This is a genomic window from Pseudoalteromonas piscicida, from assembly GCF_002208135.1.
In the GTDB taxonomy this organism is placed as follows: Bacteria; Pseudomonadota; Gammaproteobacteria; order Enterobacterales; family Alteromonadaceae; genus Pseudoalteromonas; species Pseudoalteromonas piscicida_A.
Window position 1 is genome coordinate 371179 of the sequence record NZ_CP021647.1, and the last position, 20452, is coordinate 391630.

General features: G+C 41.7%; 18 protein-coding genes and 1 pseudogene. 8 read left to right on the forward strand and 11 right to left on the reverse strand.

Annotation, left to right across the window (positions count from 1 at the left end):
* Both minD and minC read right to left on the reverse strand, forming a co-directional pair.
* Positions 1–810: a septum site-determining protein MinD gene (minD, locus tag B1L02_RS20170; protein ID WP_088532568.1), complete on the reverse strand. Its 810-nt coding sequence runs from the start codon at positions 808–810 to the stop codon at positions 1–3.
* A gap of 5 nt (positions 811–815) precedes the next feature.
* Positions 816–1520, reverse strand: coding sequence for a septum site-determining protein MinC (gene minC / locus B1L02_RS20175; protein ID WP_088532569.1), 705 nt, complete (start codon positions 1518–1520; stop codon positions 816–818).
* A gap of 135 nt (positions 1521–1655) precedes the next feature.
* Between minC and B1L02_RS20180 the strand changes: the two genes are divergently transcribed.
* The gene (locus tag B1L02_RS20180) at positions 1656–1937 is read left to right on the forward strand and encodes a YcgL domain-containing protein (RefSeq protein WP_088532570.1); all 282 of its coding nucleotides are present in this window, start codon (positions 1656–1658) and stop codon (positions 1935–1937) included.
* Positions 1934–2950 carry a lytic murein transglycosylase gene (locus B1L02_RS20185; RefSeq protein WP_088532571.1) on the forward strand — a complete coding sequence of 339 codons (1017 nt, stop codon included), beginning with the start codon at positions 1934–1936 and terminating at the stop codon, positions 2948–2950. Before B1L02_RS20180 ends, B1L02_RS20185 begins: the two co-directional genes overlap by 4 nt.
* Positions 2951–3135: 185 nt before the next feature.
* Here B1L02_RS20185 and B1L02_RS20190 read toward each other — a convergent pair whose 3' ends face one another.
* From B1L02_RS20190 to B1L02_RS20200, 3 genes are read right to left on the reverse strand one after another with little or no spacing between them, the layout of a single operon-like run.
* Positions 3136–4134 (reverse strand): cytochrome d ubiquinol oxidase subunit II, encoded by a 999-nt coding sequence (locus B1L02_RS20190; RefSeq protein ID WP_088532572.1) that lies wholly within the window; start codon positions 4132–4134, stop codon positions 3136–3138.
* Positions 4127–5473: a cytochrome ubiquinol oxidase subunit I gene (locus tag B1L02_RS20195; RefSeq protein ID WP_088532573.1), complete on the reverse strand. Its 1347-nt coding sequence runs from the start codon at positions 5471–5473 to the stop codon at positions 4127–4129. The genes B1L02_RS20190 and B1L02_RS20195 overlap by 8 nt, the downstream gene beginning before the upstream one ends.
* 15 nt (positions 5474–5488) lie before the next feature.
* Positions 5489–6034, reverse strand: a complete 546-nt coding sequence (locus B1L02_RS20200) for a GbsR/MarR family transcriptional regulator (protein WP_010605404.1) — start codon at positions 6032–6034, stop codon at positions 5489–5491.
* A 249-nt stretch (positions 6035–6283) separates the two neighbouring features.
* Between B1L02_RS20200 and B1L02_RS20205 the strand changes: the two genes are divergently transcribed.
* From B1L02_RS20205 to B1L02_RS20225, 4 genes are all read left to right on the forward strand, one after another.
* Positions 6284–7468, forward strand: a complete 1185-nt coding sequence (locus B1L02_RS20205; protein ID WP_088532574.1) for an ectonucleotide pyrophosphatase/phosphodiesterase — start codon at positions 6284–6286, stop codon at positions 7466–7468.
* Positions 7469–7943: 475 nt separating this feature from the next.
* Positions 7944–9533: a sensor domain-containing diguanylate cyclase gene (locus B1L02_RS20215; RefSeq protein WP_088532576.1), complete on the forward strand. Its 1590-nt coding sequence runs from the start codon at positions 7944–7946 to the stop codon at positions 9531–9533.
* Positions 9534–9627: 94 nt separating this feature from the next.
* Entirely contained in the window at positions 9628–11031 is a 1404-nt protein-coding gene (locus B1L02_RS20220; RefSeq protein ID WP_088532577.1) for a YfcC family protein, read from the forward strand.
* 175 nt (positions 11032–11206) lie between these two features.
* On the forward strand, positions 11207–13753 hold the full coding sequence (locus B1L02_RS20225; RefSeq protein ID WP_088532578.1) for a putative bifunctional diguanylate cyclase/phosphodiesterase: 2547 nt from the start codon (positions 11207–11209) through the stop codon (positions 13751–13753).
* A 55-nt stretch (positions 13754–13808) separates the two neighbouring features.
* Here the strand turns inward: B1L02_RS20225 and hemH are convergent, their stop codons facing one another.
* Positions 13809–14828, reverse strand: coding sequence for a ferrochelatase (gene hemH / locus B1L02_RS20230; RefSeq protein ID WP_088532579.1), 1020 nt, complete (start codon positions 14826–14828; stop codon positions 13809–13811).
* A 236-nt stretch (positions 14829–15064) separates the two neighbouring features.
* On the opposite strand from hemH, the gene B1L02_RS20235 reads away from it, so the two are divergent.
* A complete protein-coding gene (locus tag B1L02_RS20235; RefSeq protein WP_088532580.1) occupies positions 15065–16618 on the forward strand; it encodes a methyl-accepting chemotaxis protein in 1554 nt (517 codons plus the stop codon).
* Positions 16619–16720: 102 nt separating this feature from the next.
* Here B1L02_RS20235 and B1L02_RS20240 read toward each other — a convergent pair whose 3' ends face one another.
* The 5 genes and pseudogenes from B1L02_RS20240 to B1L02_RS20260 form a co-directional block, all read right to left on the reverse strand.
* Positions 16721–17143, reverse strand: a complete 423-nt coding sequence (locus B1L02_RS20240; protein WP_088532581.1) for a S41 family peptidase — start codon at positions 17141–17143, stop codon at positions 16721–16723.
* Positions 17086–17328 (reverse strand): hypothetical protein, encoded by a 243-nt coding sequence (locus B1L02_RS24065; RefSeq protein ID WP_088532582.1) that lies wholly within the window; start codon positions 17326–17328, stop codon positions 17086–17088. The genes B1L02_RS20240 and B1L02_RS24065 overlap by 58 nt, the downstream gene beginning before the upstream one ends.
* Positions 17325–17540: pseudogene (locus B1L02_RS25235) on the reverse strand (winged helix-turn-helix domain-containing protein); the annotation flags it as partial. The pseudogene B1L02_RS25235 and the gene B1L02_RS24065, both read right to left, overlap by 4 nt.
* Before the next feature lie 15 nt (positions 17541–17555).
* The gene (locus tag B1L02_RS20255) at positions 17556–18029 is read right to left on the reverse strand and encodes a response regulator (RefSeq protein WP_088532584.1); all 474 of its coding nucleotides are present in this window, start codon (positions 18027–18029) and stop codon (positions 17556–17558) included.
* 36 nt (positions 18030–18065) lie between these two features.
* A complete protein-coding gene (locus B1L02_RS20260) occupies positions 18066–19274 on the reverse strand; it encodes a tyrosine-type recombinase/integrase (protein ID WP_088532585.1) in 1209 nt (402 codons plus the stop codon).
* Between the two features lie 599 nt (positions 19275–19873).
* On the opposite strand from B1L02_RS20260, the gene B1L02_RS20265 reads away from it, so the two are divergent.
* Complete coding sequence (locus B1L02_RS20265) at positions 19874–20401, forward strand: hypothetical protein (RefSeq protein ID WP_088532586.1); 528 nt, start codon at positions 19874–19876, stop codon at positions 20399–20401.
* Positions 20402–20452 lie beyond the last annotated feature (51 nt).

Consider the following 20452-nt stretch of genomic DNA (forward strand, 5'->3'; position numbering starts at 1 on the left):
TTACCCTCCAAAGATCCGTTTGAAGATACCTTTCTTCTCAACCTGTAAGAAACGGAAATCGACGACTTCACCAAGCAAGCGGTTGATTGCGTCGCTATATGCTTGGCCTGCGTCTGAATCTTGATCTAAGATAACCGGTTGACCTGAGTTGGACGCATTAAGTACCGCTTTTGATTCAGGTATTACACCAAGTAAATCAATCGCTAGAATTTCTTTAACATCGTCTACCGATAACATTTCACCACTATCCACACGCTCTGGGTTATAACGTGTTAGCAATAGGTGTTCTTTTACAGGCTCTAGGCCCATCTCTGCTCGCTTTGACTTACTTTGTAGAATGCCTAAAATACGGTCTGAGTCACGAACGGATGAAACTTCAGGGTTAGTAGTAACCACTGCTTCATCTGCGAAGTACAATGCCATCATTGCACCTGCTTCAATACCTGCTGGTGAATCGCAAATAATAAAATCAAATTCTTCTTTCATCTCATTTAACACACGCTCAACCCCTTCTCGAGTTAGGGCGTCTTTATCACGAGTCTGAGAGGCTGGAAGAATATAAAGTTTTTCAACGCGCTTATCTTTAATCAATGCTTGATTTAGATTTGCTTCGCCGTTAATCACATTGACAAAATCATAAACAACGCGACGCTCGCATCCCATGATTAAGTCGAGGTTTCTGAGGCCAATATCAAAATCGACAATGGCTGTTTTATAACCCTTTAGCGCTAAGCCAGTACCAATTGCTGCACTTGACGTTGTTTTACCTACACCGCCTTTACCTGAAGTTACGACAATAATTTTTGCCATCTGATTTATCCTTTGACCAAAGCTGTAATTTTTAATGATTCGTCTTGTTGTGTTATTTGAGCAGCTTGACCCCAGTGTTCGCCTTGCAACGAATCACTGATCCAATAACTCCCGTTTATAGACACTAGCTCAGCTTCTAAGCGCTGGCAGAATATACTAGTGTCCTCTTGGCCTTGCGCACCAGCGATTGCACGACCACGTAAAGTACCGTAAATGTGCACGTTACCATCAGCAATAACTTCTGCACCATGACTTACAGCACCTAGCACGATCAGATCACGGTCTTTAGCATAAATTTGCTGACCACTACGTACTGTTCCGTTCACAATTTGAGCAGGAAGATAAACTTGTTTTTCTACTACTTCCGCAGCTTGAGATTGCGATGGGGTACTCGGTTGCACATCCCTTGAATAGTTTAGTACAGAAAACCCGGCTTCTTTGGCTAAGTCGTGCTGACTTTGAGTACCGCTACACACACCCACCGGATTGAGTTGTAAATCGACCAGTGTTTGCTTTAACTCATTGAATTCTACAGTTTGCTCCTGAACATCAGCTAAATTAACCACAATTGGTGCACCTTGAAAAAATTTAGGTGCTTGTGAAATTTTGCTATCAAGATCTTGCCTTAACTTAGTCAGATCTAAAGAAAACAACTGCAGCACTGAGAGTGTAAATAGATTTCCTTTTAGTTCGAATGTTTGATTTGCCATATGTACTCAAATTTCTGTTACAACCGCCGCTAAAGCCTTATTTAGCTGACTTTAGCGCGTAGTAAAACTTTCCACAACTTACTATTAGCATGGTATAGTGACCGCCCATGATTAGCAAGATTTTATAGGCTTATAATGCTCACCGCCATATACAAAAGTCCAAAAAAAGCGGATACCTATCTTTTTGTATCTAAAAGAGATGATTTTTCCAATGTGCCTGCACCGTTAATGGAAACTTTCGGCACTCCTACCTATGTCATGATCATTGACCTTGCGAAAAGAACAAAATTGGGGATTGCTGATCTTGAGACGGTTAAGCAAAAATTAACTGACGATGGGTTTTACTTGCAGCTTCCACCGCATAACGAAAGCTTGCTTGATGAATTTAGAAAGCAAAACGGAGTAACAGATTCGTGATAAAAAAAATTTCCCTATTAGTAGCCTCAGTTTGCTTGTCCACATCAGTTTTTGCTAACACCCAGGCGAAGTTTGATGAATACCTCAAAAACTTAAAACAAGAAGCGATTGAGAAGGGCTACGCGCAACAATTAGTTGATGATGCATTTGCTACCGCAGTATTTAAAGAAAAGGTGATTAAGGCTGATAAAACCCAGCCAGAAATTGTCGAAACCCTAGAAACTTATTTACCAAAGCGCGTCCCTGAGTGGAAAATCCAACAGGCTCGCAAACTCTATAAAGAGCACCAAGAATCTTTGGAAAGAATAGCAAAAGAATATGGCGTACAGGCTCGTTTTATTGTAGCGCTTTGGGGTCTTGAAAGTAACTTTGGTCGTATTCAGGGCGGCTATCCAGTCATTAGTGCGTTGGTTACGCTTGCTTTTGATGGTCGTCGAGAAGCTTTGTACAAAAGACAGTTGTGGGCTGCGCTTGATATTTTAAGAGATGGGCACATCGGTGTCGAAGATTTCAAAGGATCTTGGGCAGGAGCAATGGGCCAAACTCAGTTTATGCCAACATCATTTACTTCTTATGCTGTTGATTATAACAAAGATGGTCGCAAGGATATTTGGACTACACAAGAGGATGCTTTTGCGTCTATTGCCAATTACCTGAAAAGTGTAGGCTGGAACGATGACCTTACTTGGGGCCGCCAAGTAAAGTTACCTGAGGGTTTTGACAGCACTTACATTTTAAAGCGTGGCACCAAGTCACACAAAGAATGGCTAAATGAATGGCGTAAGTCAGAGCGCTCACTAGCACAGTGGCAAGAGTTGGGACTGCGCAGAATGGATGGGAGTGACTTACCTCAAGTCAATATCACAGCAGCTTTAGTGATGCCCGATGACGTCAATGGCCGTATGTATCTGGCTTATGACAACTATAAGGCCCTAATGAATTGGAATAGATCTTACTACTTCGCAACAAGTGTAGGGTACTTATCTGACCGTATTGGTTATCCAAAGATTTAGTCGCTAAAATCATATTTAGCCCGTTCTAGTAACGGGTTTTTTTATGCGTATTTAGTGAATGTAGCTTGCTAAGAATGCTATTAAACTTGACCTAGTTATGTCGCTGGGCTGAGCATTATTTTTAATGCAATAAAAAAGGCAGCGTCCAACTCGCTGCCTTTTGGTTGGGCTAATGTATGCAAGTGTCAATAGTAGGACAAAGGCTGAACCTTGCCCCAAAAGACTCGGTACGAAAATAACGTATATGCAATTAAGGTCGGTACCACAATCACGACGCCATATAACAAGAAGGTAAGTGCCGATGCATCAGCAACCGCTTCAAAGATAGTTAGCTTGCCCGGTACTACAAAAGGGTAGAAGCTATAGACTAAGCCGAAGAAGCAAAGTACAAAGATAAAAGCTGAAATGAGGAATGGTAACCAAGCACCATTATCCGGTGATTTTGGTAGCTTCTGTAACACAAACTCTAAGATCACAAAGAGCGACAAGCAAATAATCGGAGCTGGTAGTACTACAAGTGCCATAGGTAGGTCAAACCAGCGTTCATAGATCCACTCATTAATAGCTGGGTTGATGATAGAAACGAGTAATACACCAACAAAGGCAACTCTCGCAAATTTCTTACACCAGTTAATCGCATCCTGCTGTAATTGCCCCTCACACTTCATGATTAGCCATGCTGAACCGATCAAGCCGTACGCACAGACAACACCAATTCCGCTAAAGACAGCAAATGCGTGGGCAAGTAGGGTATTTTCAAAGCCTATGACATAAAGACCCAGCATATATCCTTGAGCAAATGAGGTGAGTAGCGATCCAAATTTAAACACTTTGTCCCACCGCCTTTGGCGTTTAACCCTCGCTTTTGCTCTGAAATCAAAGGCAACGCCACGCATAATTAGACCAAAGAGTAAGAACACAACGGGAATATAGAGAGCTTGCAAGATCATGCTGTGGGCTTGAGGAAATGCGATAAATGCAAGGCCGACAGCCAAGACTAACCACGTTTCATTAGCATCCCAAAAAGGACCGATCGAGGCTATCATCGTGTCCGCTGTTTCTTTATCGTCCAGTGGGATCATCATACCAACGCCAAGGTCGTAACCGTCTAATATTGCATAAACCAGTACCGCAAGTGCCATCAAACCCGCATAGATAAGAGATAGATATTCTGGATTAAACACGAGTCACCTCCTCAGCAAATTCCTTCATGTCGTATTCTTCCACTTCAACAGCCTTGCTGGCAGTGTGGAACAAAGTGCGAATATAAGCGTAGAGTAAGATTGCATATATGGTGAGATAGCCAATGAGCGTGAACAACACATTCTCAGAAGCTATTGTCGTGACTGCATCTTCAACTCTTAAGATACCACTAACGATATATGGCTGGCGGCCAATTTCTGTGACATACCACCCGGCCAGGGTAGCTACCCAGCCTGAGAAAGTCATCGCCACAAGCGCTTTCAGTTGCCACTTCGGTAACTCACCCTTTTTCCATAATGTAAAACGAGTAACAAACGCAACTAAGATCATCAGCATCCCCATCCCAACCATGATTCTAAAGCCGAAAAAGACGGGCTTAACTGGTGGGTGTTCACCTTTAAATTCATTAAGCCCCTTAATTTCACCGTTAACGTCGTGGGTAAGAATAAAACTTGCCATATTAGGAATACCAAGCGCAAAGTCGTTGCGTCTTTCTTCCTCATTCGGAATTGCGAATAGTAATAGCGGTGCACCTTTCTCTGTTTCCCAAACCCCCTCCATAGCGGCAATCTTTTGCGGTTGGTGCTTTAGCGTATTTAGGCCGTGTAAATCGCCGACAAAAGCTTGTAGTGGAGTAAGTAGGGCTGCAACTGTTAACGCAACAGTTAGTGCTTTTTTGGGGGCATGCTTTTCGTCGTTTTTTAGCATCCGATAAGCGCTGACACCCGCTATCAAAAATGAAGCCGTAAGTGCACTTGCCAGTAACATATGGAAGAAACGATAACCGAATGAAGGATTGAATATAACCTCAAACCAATCCGTTGGATACACGATACCGTCTCTAAGTTCAAAGCCCGTCGGGGTTTGCATCCAACTATTTAAAGATAAGATCCAAAATGCTGAAAGAGTGGTGCCTATGGCGACGATAAAGGTAGCTAAAGTATGTACTTTAGGTGGTACGCGCTTCATGCCAAACAACATGATCCCTAAAAATGTTGCTTCCATAAAAAATGCAGTCAGTACTTCATAACCGAGCAAGGGGCCGGCGATATTACCAACTTTCTCCATAAAACCAGGCCAGTTTGTACCAAACTGGAACGACATGGTGATGCCACTGACGACACCAAGTGCAAAGGTCAAGGCAAAAATTTTGACCCAAAAGCGATACGCTCTTAACCAAACTGGGTGTTCGGTTAGGTCATACTTGAGTTTAAAAAACGCCAGAAACCAAGCTAACGCGATGGTTATCGTGGGAAAGAGTATGTGAAAACTAATATTTGCCGCAAACTGTATTCGCGACAACAACAACGTATCAAGCATGACGCACCTCGCACTTTAAGACTTACGTAATAATTTATCCTTTAAATCTATTACTTTACTCACGGAAGAACCGAGTTTCATTAACGACTGAAGTTGTTCTGGTGACAGGCGTTGAAGCTCGGCTGACCACTTGGTAACGGTTTCAAGCAGGTCGTGAATGGACTGCATTTGCTGCTGTGCATATACTTCTTCTGGTGAATTAGCGCTATCTAGAATCTGGTCTCGAAGTAGAGTGAGCGTTGGGTCGATTTCCCTTTTTCTTCTCTCTTCAAATACGCGGTTAGCGAGATCCCAAATTGAGCCGTTTGGAGAGTAATATTCTTTACGATCGCCTGGAATATGGTGCACTTTGACCAATTGCCAAGATTGCAATTCTTTTATTCCCATACTCACGTTACCGCGTGAAATTTTTAACGCATCGGCGATCTCGTTCGCTGTTAATGGCTTTTCATTAATAACCAACAAACCAACCATTTGCCCTATAGTTCTGTTGAAACCCCAGCGACTTCCCATTTCGCCGCAATGAAGTACAAAATTTTCTATTTTTGGTGATAAGTTCATTGTTTTAAACTTTCAGTAATTATTGAAACTTTAATATAAAGGTCACTTTGACTTAGATCAAGCATTAATTAAGCTCAACTACAACATAGTGAAAGTTAACCTTCCCCGAATATCTATAATTGCTATCCACTGACCGCAAATCAATATAAATTTCAAATCATTGTGATTTAATGCGGCCGCAATCACACGGATTATGCTGCACAGCCTCTTACTTTTGCAGCGGTACTCACATGACACGGGAATTTATACATGTTAAGAATCTTCCTTTTCACCTTAACTATTTTTAGTTGTACAGCTTTTGCTGAGCGCGCGACAACCGTTTTGATCTCCATTGATGGTTTCAGATGGGACTACATTGAAAAACACGATGCAAAGAATATTGCAAACCTTGCGAAGCAGGGCGTCCGCGCGACCAAGCTATGGCCTCAATATCCGACTAAGACTTTTCCAAATCATTTATCTATCGTTACGGGCTTAAAACCCATCAATCATGGCATCGTCGACAATTACTTTTGCGATAAGAAGCGTGATGAGTGCTATAAGATGGGTATGGGTAGAGTGGATAGCTCGTGGATAAGTGGTGTTCCTTTATGGAATCTTGTAAAAATGCATGGGTATAAGTCAGCTGCTTATTTCTGGCCTGAATCTGACGCTAGAATCAACGGTATGACACCCGACTACTATTATCACTATTCAAAGCAAGCCGATTACAAAAACCGCCTTAATGAAATACACAATTGGCTAAAATTACCAAAAAGCGAAAAACCATTGTTTATTGCCAGCTACTTCTCTCTCGTGGATACCATGGGTCATGGATATGGGCCAGACCATGAAAAAACGAGAAAAGCAGTACAGTTTGTTGATGGCTTAATCGGTGAGTTTGTTGCTGCTTTGAAAAAGGACAAAATTAAAGTGAACCTAGTACTCGTTTCTGATCATGGCATGGCAAATATAGAGCCAGATAAAGCCGTGATCCTCGAAGAGCTAGATATACCTAAAGAATGGACTATAAAAAATAGCGGAACTAGGGTATCACTTTATGCGTTAAACGATAAAGCACTTGAAACAGAGGCGCTTACACAGCAGTTACGTGAAAAAGCGAATGGTCGTTATGAAGTATTAAGTAGTGAGCAAAAACGACAACTCAATGGCGGAGATTCTCCTCGCATCGGCGATATTATCTTGCAGGCAAAAGCACCCATTGTCTTTATGCAGCAAGGTAAGCAAGGGTATTACGGTACTCACGGATATGAAATAACCCCCGATATGGCGGCATTTTTTGTTGCAAGTGGCCCAGCCTTCAAGTCAGGTGTAAAAATAGAGCAAGCCAGTAATTTGGAGGTTTACCCAACACTTGTACATATTATGGGACTTAAGCCACTTAATGAACTTGATAGTAAGGGAGAAAACTTACTGAAGTTGGTTAGGCAGTAAAACAGGCTATTCATGATGTTCAGGGCTAATAAATAACTTGGCTCTGAACAAGGTGAGTAGAGTAATTCACTTTTTATTGGAAGGCTTCATTAGACGTTTTGCTAAAGCAAAGACAATATAGACAAGAACCAAGGAATTAAGGACAAGCAATGCATCTTTATCAGATACAAACATCCATATCGCCGCAAGTGCAAGGCAAGCAAGTGTAAAGTGGCCAACTAGTGGATTGGTAGTCTTTTTCTTCATTAAGAACTTCGCTGTATTTATGTTCAGATTATTTTACACCTGATAGCTAAGACAATACCAATAATCCGTTCAAAAAACTAAATATTTTTGACCATGTGGTTATAATACGGGCACACAGAATATGAACGTTCTTATTCGTTATTGGTCTGACCAGAGTTTGATATAGATTAACTGTTTCACTCAAACGAATAGCTAAAATGTCATGGAAGTACATTAAAGAGAATTCTTAGTGGTACAAATAAATAAAGCAAAACATTGGTTAGACCTCAAAAAGCTCATACTCATTCTTGCCACATTATGCGTATTTACTTCGTTGCTAAACGCATTATTTTCGAGCTACCAAGTTCAAAAACAAGTGATGGTAAAAGATACGTTAGAAGCAAATCGTGCTTACGCGACTAAGTTAGCAGATGTTACTGATCTCTTTTTACAATCAGTATTGATGCAACTAAAGGCGTCGAGCGAAGCCATCGCGACGCAGCTAGATAGCCCTGAGGCGGTCAATAAAGAGCTGAGTCAAATGCTCACAAGAACTCATAGTTTTGACTCTATCGTGTTAGTCAACGCCAAAGGTGAAATTATCGGTGCTCAGCCAGACTCACTTGGTGTGGTTGGGGCTACACTCAGAAATGAAGTCGAAACATCACCACTCCGTGAAAAAGCGCCTTTTATTGTGGGTCCATTTGTTTCACCCGCTGGGAATTTGATGGTGAGCCCAACTCATCCAATGTTTGATCAAGAAGGAAAGTTCGTTGGTTTTATCGCTGCCGGGATTTATCTTAAGGGTGACAATATCTTGGGCCGATTATTAGCAAACCATCATCACCAAGACAAAACTTATATTTATGTTACTGGTCCTAACGGTAAACTTATTTATCATCATGATGATCATCGCATTGGACAAGATGTCACCAAAAATGAGGTCGTTGAATCATTACTCAGCAAAACTTCTGGTTCCGCCCAAGTAGTCAATACCCAGGGAGTGGAAATGCTAGCAGGTTATGCTTCTGTGCCAACAAGTGGTTGGGGAGTCGTGGCACAGCGGCCATTAGAAGTCACGATGTCACAATTATCGAACACCATGCAGCACGTCTTGAAAACGACTATTCCATTTACCGTATTTCTGTTGATTTGTGTGCTTGGACTCGGAACCTTAATTGCTAAGCCTTTGTGGCGATTAGCTAAGTTATCAGAGCAAGTGCAAGATGGCAGAAACATCGATTTTCCACATGTGTCCACATGGTATTATGAAGCCGCATGGTTGTACCAGGCAATGCATAGCAGTGTTAAGAACTTAGGTGCACAGATCCAACGCTTTGACGACGAGAGAAAACAAGATCAGCTGACTCATTTATTCAATAGGCGAGGCATGGAAAAGTGGCTAGAGACTGCCTATGAACAACAAACTCCGTTTAGCATTATTGCGCTCGATATCGATCACTTCAAACAAGTTAATGATACTTACGGCCACGATGTTGGTGATGTGGTAATAAAACGACTCGCCGAGTTGATGCGCACCAATGCGCGTGAGCAGGACCATTTATGCCGCAGTGGCGGTGAAGAGTTCTTAATGTTTCTACCGCATGTAGATATTGATAAAGCAGATAGAATTGCAGAGCGCTTGCGCGCATGTACTGCTGAAACTGAGTTTGGTGAAGCCGGACATATTACGATTTCACTTGGGATCTCTCACTGGCCACTGTGCTCTGAGGATTTGCATCACGCACTTAAACTTGCAGATCGTAGTCTATATAAGGCGAAAGCAAATGGCAGAAACCGTGTGGAACATGCCGTTTTGGCCAATCACAATGTAGCATAAATGGAAATTTGATATTAAAAAGTGAAATCTGCTCCGAATATCGGTAAGATGCGTTGCAATTTTTTTCATTACCTAATTTGGAGCTGTACTTTCCATGGCAAAAACATTGAAAGTTCCTCATACACTAGTCCTGCTACTAGGTATGATGCTAATTGCATTATTGTCTACTTGGATTATTCCACAAGGCTTTTTTGATACTGCAACCACGGACTCTGGCAGGCAAGTTGTGCTTGCTGGTACCTACCATATAGCTGAAGAGTCAGTACGTCTTACCCCCTGGGATCTGCTAAAAGCGATCCCTCGTGCATTTGCTGCTGCGCAAGACGTAATCTTTTTCGTTATGATAGTGGGCGGTGTACTCGCTATTGCACGCGCTACAGGCACTGTAGATGCACTAATTGGCCGCTTACTTGAAAAAAATGGAGATAAACCACAAAAGCTGATTTTCATGGTGGTGTTCTGTTTTGCAATTGCGTCAAGTGCTATAGGCACCGCGGGTGAATATATCCCATTTGTACTGATTTTAGTTGCGCTTTGTAAAGCAATGAAATTGGATGCGATGACAGCTGTTGGCATGATCATCGCGGGCTACGGGATTGGTTATGGTGTGTCAGCATTTAACCCATTTACGGTATTAATTGCCCAGCAAATTGCTGAAGTGCCAGTTTATTCAGGTATTTGGCTAAGATTTGCTATTTTTGTTCCATTTGTACTGATTGGCTTTCATCATGTATGGAGCTATACCAAAAAGGTACAGCAAAATCCAGAAAACTCGATGATGAAAGATGTGCCATGCCCACTGGCAGGTCAGGCTGCTCCTAGCTATCCGCAACTAAATGGTCGTCATAGAACGATTCTACTTACTTTCATTGTCACGCTTGTCTGTGCCGTTTGGGGTATTGCGACTCAGGGGTGGTATCTTTACGAGCTAGGTGGCTTATTTATCGCATGGGGTGTCGTCATCTCAATCCTTGGTAAACTATCAGCGGATGAAGCAGCAAACCGCTTTATCGAAGGGGTATCAGATCTCGTTACTACAGCTGTACTCATTGGTGTAGCTCGCGGTATTGCGCTGATTCTTGAGGATGGTCAAATCCTTCACACGATTGTTCATGGTCTTTCAACACCTCTTTCTTATGTTGCTGCGGAAGTTTCAGCTGTAGGCATGCTACTTATTCAAACGCTTCTAAACATGTTTATTCCGTCGGGCTCTGGCCAGGCATATGTCACTATGCCATTGATGGTGCCTGTGGGCGACTTGGTTGGTGTACCAAGGCAGGTTGCGGTGCTTGCGTATCAATTTGGTGATGGCTTCTCAAACATGATCGTACCGACTAATGCGGTATTAATGGGGATACTCGGCATGGCTGGAGTACCTTATACGCATTGGTTTAGATTCTGTATGCCGTTAATGGTGAAACTCATGCTAGCAGCGTCAACGGTATTGGTACTCGCTGTTATGTTTGGTTATGGTTTGGACGTACAACCGCAATTGTAGATACGCAATTTTCTTTTTAGATAGCGCCTACCGGCGCTATCTTGCTTTTGCCAAACTCATTTTCTCTTCAAAAAGCAAATTTATTGATCTGTATTTATATTCTATGTAGTTTAATAAGCTATTATTATTTATTGAACACGAAAATCTTTGTCGGGAATGAGCCATACAGACTTCTATGAATTTAACGTTTAGCCATTTTTACAATTTAACATCCACCAATCAGCGATACCAATTTGCATTGAAGCAGTTGTATGAACGCTTTGATGCGGATCATTGTTTTGTGGGTAAGTTTATCGATAACGATAAACGCGTAAAGACCGTGATGTATCTCGCGGATGGTAAAGAAGTCGACAATATTATTTATGACCTAGAAGGTACGCCATGCTTCGACGCTAAAGCGAGTAACGAGGTTTGTAGTATTACGAATGGTTTGCAGCAACTCTATGAAGAAGATGAGATCCTTCGCGTATTAAGTATCGAAGGTTACTTGGGTTTAACCTTACGAGCACTAGATCATACACCCATTGGAATAATGGTTTGTTTGTTTAATAAAGAGCAACACGTAAGCCGTGAAGAAAAACTGTGGTTTCAAGAGTTAGGGCATCTAATATCGACTGAGCTTAGTCATAATTTAGAGCTAAGCAAACAAGGAATTTTGCTCAAACAACTTGCAAAGGGAGAACAAATAGCGGACCTATGCACTTGGACTTGGCAACTTAAACAGAATAAACACTATTTTTCCTCTCACCTTAATCATCTACTCAAGACAAAAGCTCATTCTCCATCTCTATCATTATTACTCGACAAACTCGCGATAGAAGATAGTGAGCGACTGCGGATCGCATTAGAAAAAGTAAGGTTAGGTGCTGTTCGCAATATAGATTTGCAGGTTTCGTTGGTCGCTAGGACAGAACATTACGGGTTATTAAGAATTATTGGTCAAGTTGAACCCGATGAGCAAAACATTGATGAAGTAGTCTTCACCGCAACTATACAAGATATTAGTTACATTTCATCGCTTAATAAGCAGCTTGAACTCACCAACGTTGTTTTCGAGCACGCCACAGAAGCTATCATGATCACTAATAATGAAAATAAAATCATTATGGTGAATCGCGCTTTTGAGCGACTAACGGGTTATACTGGCTATGAATTATTAGGCCAAGACCCTGCGGTGCTTTCTTCTGGTAAACAAGATAAATCTTTTTACGAAGCGATGTGGGCTTCGTTGAGCACGGTTGGTCACTGGAAAGGAGAGATCCATAATCGCCGAAAAAATGGTCAAATTTATCCAGAAGAATTAACGCTGAGTGTAGTCAAAGATGAGCAGGGTAAAATTGCTAACTACGTCGGCATTTTTAGAGATATTACCGAATGGAAGCGTAACGAGTCTCAGCTTACCTTTTACGCCAACCATGAACCATTAACGGCATTATTGAATCGCCGTAGCTTTATGCAGCGCTTGGAAGAGCAGATCTCAGGCTCTAGAAGTAAAAATACGAGTTGCTCTTTATTATTTATCGGATTAGATAGGTTCAAAGAAGTTAACGATGTTTTTGGACCAGAGATCGGCGATAAAGTACTCATTTCTGTGGCTAAACGATTAAAAAATGCAGTTCGTCAAAATGATATTATCGCCAGATACGGTGGTGACGAGTTTGCGCTATTGTTGACCCATAGCGATGTAGAAAGTGCGCTTAAGATTGCTCAAAAACTTTCACAGAAGCTTTCTCAGCCCTATGTGTTTAATGAAATCACCATAGAAGTCACTTGTTCTACAGGTGTCGCACAGCTTGAGGCCGGTTCTCGGATCACCGCAGCTAACTTACTCAGAAACGCAGCACATGCGCTCAATAGTGTGAAAAAAACTGAGCGTGGACAGGTGGCGCTACACAATGTGGCAATTCAAAACGCCTATTTAAATAAAATAAAGCTCAAGGACAAGTTAAAACAAGCTTTGAAAGAAGGTGCTCTCACCGTTTATTATCAGCCGATCGTTAATGCTGATACCAACCACATCACGAAGTTTGAAGCCTTAGTGCGTTGGTTTGATGATGAGTACGGGATGGTATCACCTGGTACTTTCATTCCTATCGCCGAAGAGTTTGGCCTTATTCATTTAGTAGGACAGTTTGTGCTTGAGCGTAGCTGCCAAGACTTAGCTAAAATTCACAACGCTGGTTTTACAGAGGTCGGGATCTCTATTAATCGTTCTGTTAGCGAATTTAAAGCCAGCATTAATCAGGTGAAATTAATCACCTGTGCCATCGAGAAAGCGAAAATCCCTTATGAAGCAATTACTATTGAAGTAACTGAATCGCTTGCCACAAATCGTTACACTTGGAAAACGCTTAATCAACTAAGAGATCATGGTATTAAGGTTTCACTTGATGATTTTTGTACTGGCTATTCATCATTAAGTAACTTGATAGAAAATCAGGTGGATTACCTGAAAATAGACAAGAGCTTTGTCGACAGCTTAATGTGTGATTACAACAAACAAGTAATGATAGACTGTCTTATTAAGCTCAGTGATAAGTTAGGAATTGGTGTGATAGCCGAAGGGGTGGAGCAGTTTACTCAACTCGAAAAGTTACGAGAGCTAGGTTGTCATCACATTCAAGGATTCTTTTACAGTCCCGCAAAACCGATAGACGCCTGCCTTGAGTTATTGACGACAGACGCTTTTGTTGAACAAACACAAAGTGCATTAGAAAAATAAAGGTGTGATATTTTTATATCACACCTCAAAATTAGCGATTGCTTCTGCGTCTTTATTACAACAGTGGCTTTATCAGCGCTGTGATCGCTTTGATATGGTCATCACGGTCGTTTAGTGCAGGAATATATCGATACTTTTCGCCGCCAGCAGACTCAAATACCTCACGGTTTTCAACTTCTAGCTCTTCGAGTGTTTCTAAGCAGTCCGCACTAAAAGCCGGGCTTAAAATAGCGACGTTTTTAATACCTTGACTCGGAAAACTCTCAAGTGTTTTGTCCGTATAAGGTTGCAACCATTCAGCTTTACCAAAACGACTTTGAAAGGTCGTCATTACTTTTTCTTTATCAAGATTGAGTTTTTCAACGACTAATCGAGTCGTTTGCTGGCAAAAACAATGATAGGGGTCACCTCTATCTAAAAATAGTTTCGGTGTACCATGATATGAAAAAACCAATCTATCCGGCTCCCCATTTGTCTCGAGATCTTCTCTAATGGAGTTAGCTAAAGATTCGATATAAAGCGGGTGTTTGTGATAGCCATTTATAAAATGCAGCTCAGGTACCCAGCGCCAACCGCGCAGCACCTTTGAGATCTGATCAAAGGTTGAGCCTGTGGTTGCACTGGAATACTGAGGATATAGTGGCACGATGATAATTCGTGTTGTGCCTTTTTCCCTTAACTTCTCAAGCCCCGACTCAATCGACGGGTTGCCGTAGCGCATGGCGAGTTCAACCTCGATATCTTCAAAACCTTCCTGACGCAACTGTTTCTCTATTTTGTCAGTTTGCGCTCTACTAATGGTTATCAAAGGAGAGCCTTCATCTGTCCAAATTGATTGATAGGCGTGTGCTGATTTTTTAGGCCGAACGCGTAAAATTATCCCATGTAAAATCATTAACCAAATTAGCCTTGGAATTTCGACAATACGGGGATCGGAAAGAAACTCCGCGAGATAAACTCTAAGTGCTTTTGCCGTTGGTGCATCTGGGCTACCTAAATTTGTAATAAGAATACCCGTTTTTGAATTAAATCGGCCTTCATGGGGATTATCTGTAATGGCTGAAAAGCGAGACACCTAACGCTCCTTAGATTATCATTTTAGTAGAATTATTTTACAAGAAAGCCTATACGGGAGTAAGCCTTATTTCGATCTAAACTGGCTTAAATCAATTTGTGCCTAAAATTAAATCACACTATAGTTGTAATTATCGTTAATTAATCCCTTCTCTATTGCTATTCATGGATTGAGGGCGTATTTTCCTGCAAATCTTTAAGGGAAAATCAATGTTTTGTTAGTTTTGGACTTGTCTAATGAGAACCAACCACCCAGTAACTCAAAGAGAGAAAACCTTTTCTCCCGATGTAAAACTCATCTCCGTCACTGATCTGAAAGGTAATATTGTTGATTGTAATCAAGCATTTATTGATGTTAGTGGATTTTCCCGTGATGAGTTAGTTGGTCAACCTCATAATATAGTTCGGCATCCAGATATGCCACCTCTGGCGTTTCAAACAATGTGGACGCAGCTTAAAACAGGCAAGCCATGGATGGGGATCGTTAAAAACCGCTGTAAGAATGGTGATCACTACTGGGTAGATGCTTATGTAACGCCAATAACAGAAAACGGCAAAATCATTGGCTATGAGTCGGTTAGAAGCTGCCCAGATAGGGCTACGGTTGAACGGGCAAGTCAACTTTATACAAACGTAAATACTAATAAAGGAAGCAGTTTCGGTCTTCCCAAATTACGCGTGGTTTGGCCAGTATTTAACATCATCTCGTCACTGGCACTTTGGTATTTTGCTTCTGAGTCTGCAGGGTTTTTTTGGTTAATGGCAAATATGCTGGCATATTCAGCCTATGCAACTTGGCGCGATAAAGAACAGCTGAGAAGACTAGAATCTGAGTTGGCGCACAGTTTTTGCGATGAGATATCTGAGCAAGTTTATTCGACTTGGGATGGTACCATGGCATCAATCCAAGTACGCTTAAAGAGCGAAAGGGCACACCTAGATACAATTCTTACGCGTGTTGAACATGCGGCGCAAAACGTATCAAAAGGAGCGCATACGGCGAGTAAAGAAGCGCGAGCCACCTATGCTGATTTACAAAAGCAGCAAACTGAGACTGAGCTTGTTGCCACTGCAATGAATGAAATGACAACAACCATCAACGATGTCTCTAACAGCGTGCAACTGAGTGCTAAAGATGCTCAGAACTCCCTTGATTTGACTTCTCAAACAGAACAGATCGCTAATAAAACCAAGATTGCTTTTGGTGATTTAAGTAATACCATTGCCGACATCCGCAATTCTGTTGAAGGTGTCTCTAAACAAACTGATAAAATTGCAGCAGCCGCACAAATTATCGAACAAATCGCTGAGCAAACTAATTTGCTAGCACTAAATGCAGCAATTGAAGCTGCGCGAGCTGGTGAGCAAGGTAGGGGCTTTGCAGTAGTTGCTGATGAAGTTAGACATCTAGCACAGCGCACACAAGAGTCGACGAAAGAGATCCATGCAATTATTGAAGAGCTAACCAGCAGCACACAAGCGTCAGTAGATATTGCTCAGCAAGGCCAAGAAGAATCGCTTCACGGTATTGAGCAGCTGAATCAAAGCACCGATATGCTTCAACAAATCACCCAAGCTGTTATCCAAATTAGTGATATGTCGATGCAAATTGCAACTTCGGTTGAGCAACAAGCGGCCGTGTCTGATGATATTAATCAGCAAGTCGTAAACATTGCACAGCTTGCAAACAACAGCCTAGATAGCGCAGACAAAGTACATCAAGAGAGTAAAGACCTAGAATCGACCGCAAAAGAAATGCACGAGTTGATTGTTCGTTTTAAGCGTAAGTGAAGCTATTTAGTTGACTTAAATGTAGTCGCTCAGATCCATCACTTTTTTGCTAAACCACTTAAATAATGAAAAGGACATCAGTGGATGTCCTTTTTATCATAATTAAGGCTCATAGCTTGGTAGTGACAATACTTTTTCAATCGCCGCATCTTTGTTCTCTTTTCTAAATGTGATGTCGGAGGGATCGACTTCAACGTCAACAGGAACACCTAGCACCTCCACATTTAAATCCAAACTGTTTTCATAGTACTCATTACTAAGCTCATAAATCCAACCATTAGGCAGCATCCGTGGAAAAGTATCGGAGGTGGCACTAGCCGTAGCGCGTCCTACCAATGTTACTTGAGGGAGCGCAGACATCGCCAACGCAAAGGTTTCGCCTGCACTGAAAGTACCGTTTGAGGTTAGGAGATAAATGTCTTTAAGATAATATGGCCTGTTATTATCAGGCTCTGCATAAACGGATGTCAGCTGATGTAACGATCCAGCATAAAACGTACTAATATCCCAAACAAAGCTTGCCACTGAGCATCATCCAAGCCAGGACGAGCTGCATCTAAAGCATTAACATAGGCTAGATAATCTAGCTCTACATCCTTTTTCAGCTCTTTTGAGAAATAACTTGTAGCTAGAGAAGTCAAAAGGGGGTTTATTACTAAAAACAAACTAACAAAGAGTAAGCTTGCAAATGCAAAACGTATGCTTGTCATTCAGTTTCCTTGCTATTTACAAAAATATATCCTTTCCCTCTTACAGTGATGAGGTGTTGATAGGGCATTTCATCACCGATAATCTTTCTTATCTTCATGATTTTATTGTCAACTGTACGATCGAAACCATCAAATGAGCGGCCGTACAGCTGGGTTGAACTCTGGTCGCGACTTAAAATAGAGTCAACATTAGACGCCAAAAAATGGAATAATGTGTATTCACTGTCTTAGAGACCAAGCGGTATACCATCTTGGCTTGCTTGCCTTGTCGATGAGTTAAATGAGAAGGGGCCAACACGGATCAAGTGCCCATTTTGCTGCTTATTCTCACTTTCTTCCGCTAAGCGAACTAGTTTTCGAAATCTCGCTAGGATAATTCGTGGGTTGACTGGCTTATGAATAAAGTCATCAGCCCCCATTTCTAATAGCGTAATTTCGTCTATATCATCGTGACTCGCGGTTAACAGAATCAAATTACCATTGTACCTGTTTTGTAGTGATCTACAGATCTCGAAATCATCTTTATTTGGCAACAGCAAATCAAGCAATACAAAATCTGGCTGAAGTTGCAGCACATGCGCCAACCCACTCACTCCATCATTTTGGATACTCACGATAAAACCATGTTTTTCAAAGAAGCGCCTAAGCAGTTCCGCAAGGCCTAAGTCATCTTCAATTATTACCAGTGATCTAGAGCTCAAATATACTCCTTAAAATCCAGACCGAACGCTCAGAGCCTAAATCTTCCGTTTTAACCCCGATTTGGCACGCTCTTTAATATTGGTTTGAATATAAATTTGATCTGTTGTTGCGATTTTAGCGTGACCTAAATCTTCAGATAGGTGTTTTAGCGGGCGGTGTTGCGCATCATGCGTTGCACCTGTATGTCTTAGCCAGTGTGATGTCGCGGCTTCGAGCTGCTCTGACTCTTCTGTAAAGCCATCTTCCTTTAGTTTAGCCACTGCCAAGTCAAAACTTTGCTGAACAATGCGGCGTAATTGACGAACGTTCATACCACCTTGACCTCTTAGTTTATGAACAATTGGGTGGGGCTCATCAACGCGAGGTAGGGCGCTTAACCCCCGATACTGTCGATAACGCTTTAAGTAGCCGATAAAGTCTTCGCTAAGCGTCACATCTCTTAGCTTATTGCCTTTACCCATAATTCTAAGGTACCAAAAGTCATCTTGATCTTGCCAAAAGTGGCTCATTACCGGTGACCAATGAGGGCGGTCTGACAGCTCTGAAATGCGTAAATACAAGCCTTTCAAACAAGCTAATACGAAGAGGTTGCGCTCAAGGTCCGGCTGCTGTTCACTTAAATCACGTGTTACACCAAAAACATATTCCCATTGCAAATCACTCAGCGTATCAGGAAGGTTGATTTGTGATTGAACAACTAAATAGGGGCTATTTTTCTTAACCACCGGTACAAAGTTAGCAAACGACTTTTCTTCTAAAATGGCAAACTTATAAAACACATTGAGCGCGGTAAACATCGCAGCCAACGTTTGCTGGCTAGCGCCGTTTTCTTTGAGAACAAAAGGTCGCCAATTTTCGTTAACCTGACGAATACCTTGATTCTGCTTATAACGCCACTGCACTGAAGTTTGCGTCCATGCTTTATCTGGCTCTACCACAAAATCCACATATGCCTCGACATCTTCGCGCTTTAGCTCAAACACTGACTTCTCAGCAACCAGCCACGACCATAAATAAAAACGTTCAAGCTCATTACGGAAGCGGTTAAAAGTTGCTTCAGACTTACGACCGTAAACATACAAAAACTGAAATAAGAACTGTAGCTCGCTATGTACCGGTAGTGATTTACCATGACTAGCCAGGAATCTTTCCAGCTCTGGATATTCGTGCGCAAGCGTATCATCTTCAAGATGGGCGATTTGATACCTAAGCTGCTTTAAGGTGTCGACCAGTGGTAAAATCATGATAAGTCCGATATTGGTTAGTATTGGACATATTATAGTGATACTGATACGAGTTATGCAATACTGTACAAATAAGCCCATAATTTACGTTATGTTAAATGTGTGGGTGTGAGACATTTTGACCGCCCTTTGTCCACTCAATTCTAACTTCAGCGTCGCACTACATCAGCTACTTGAGTCTTAATATCACTAGCCATGCAGTGTCATGTCCTCATAAACTATTAGTGTTTTTGGCCGTAGTACTAATTATTAGTAAAAGGCATCGTCTACATTGGATAGATATTATAAAATAAACAATTATTTCTTAACTAAGTGTTTACAGTTGGCGGTCTACAGATCAACAATATCACCGAGGAGATCTTGAACGATCGAACTCTTTGTGTTTTTGTAGTTGAAGATATTTTAGCTGCCAATAAGATGGTAGATGCGGTCTCGCAACGTTATGTTTTCAGGCGAGATCTGTTCACCGAAGCGTGGCCTTCTAAGACATAAACAAGCCTTACCATTATTATAGGCATTGGTACCTAGATATAACTCGATGACGTAATGGTTGGAACTGTTGGTGAAGGGACGCATTTCATGACTAAAAGGAAATCTCTATGTTTAAAAAGATACTACTTCTAATCGCTGCAACTATGTTTTGTATTAGTGCGGCTAATGCCCTAACTCCACTAGAAGACCGTGCTCGAGTCTCTCGGATGAATGCAGATCTGCTGTTGCCAGATGGTTCTACATTGAACGTGGATGTGTCGTTCGATTGTGGTAGCGACTATAAAAATACGGCGCTGATGGTAATGAGTGACTCTGGAGCCCAGCTATTGGCGGCAGCTTACACGCATTTGTATGGGGTTGAAGCCGGCGAAGCGGTAATGCATTCTTGGAATAATAAAAAGAATGAAACTGATCCTCGCAAACCCACCTATTTGTTTGTGCTCGCTGAGCGCGAAATGCAATTTGATTGGAATAAAACACAAAGCGACAATCATAAACTTAACAAAAGCTTAAAGAGTGTTACAATGGACAGTAATATAGTTGATAAAACGGTAGTTGATGATACTAAAATCGATTTGCCTGTTGTCGTAGCGGGTTGTGGCGTAAGAGATCACAATGCATACGAAGTCAACTAGGAAGTAAGGCCAGCTCTTGTAGTTGGCCGTATTTAAAGAATGGATTGTCCT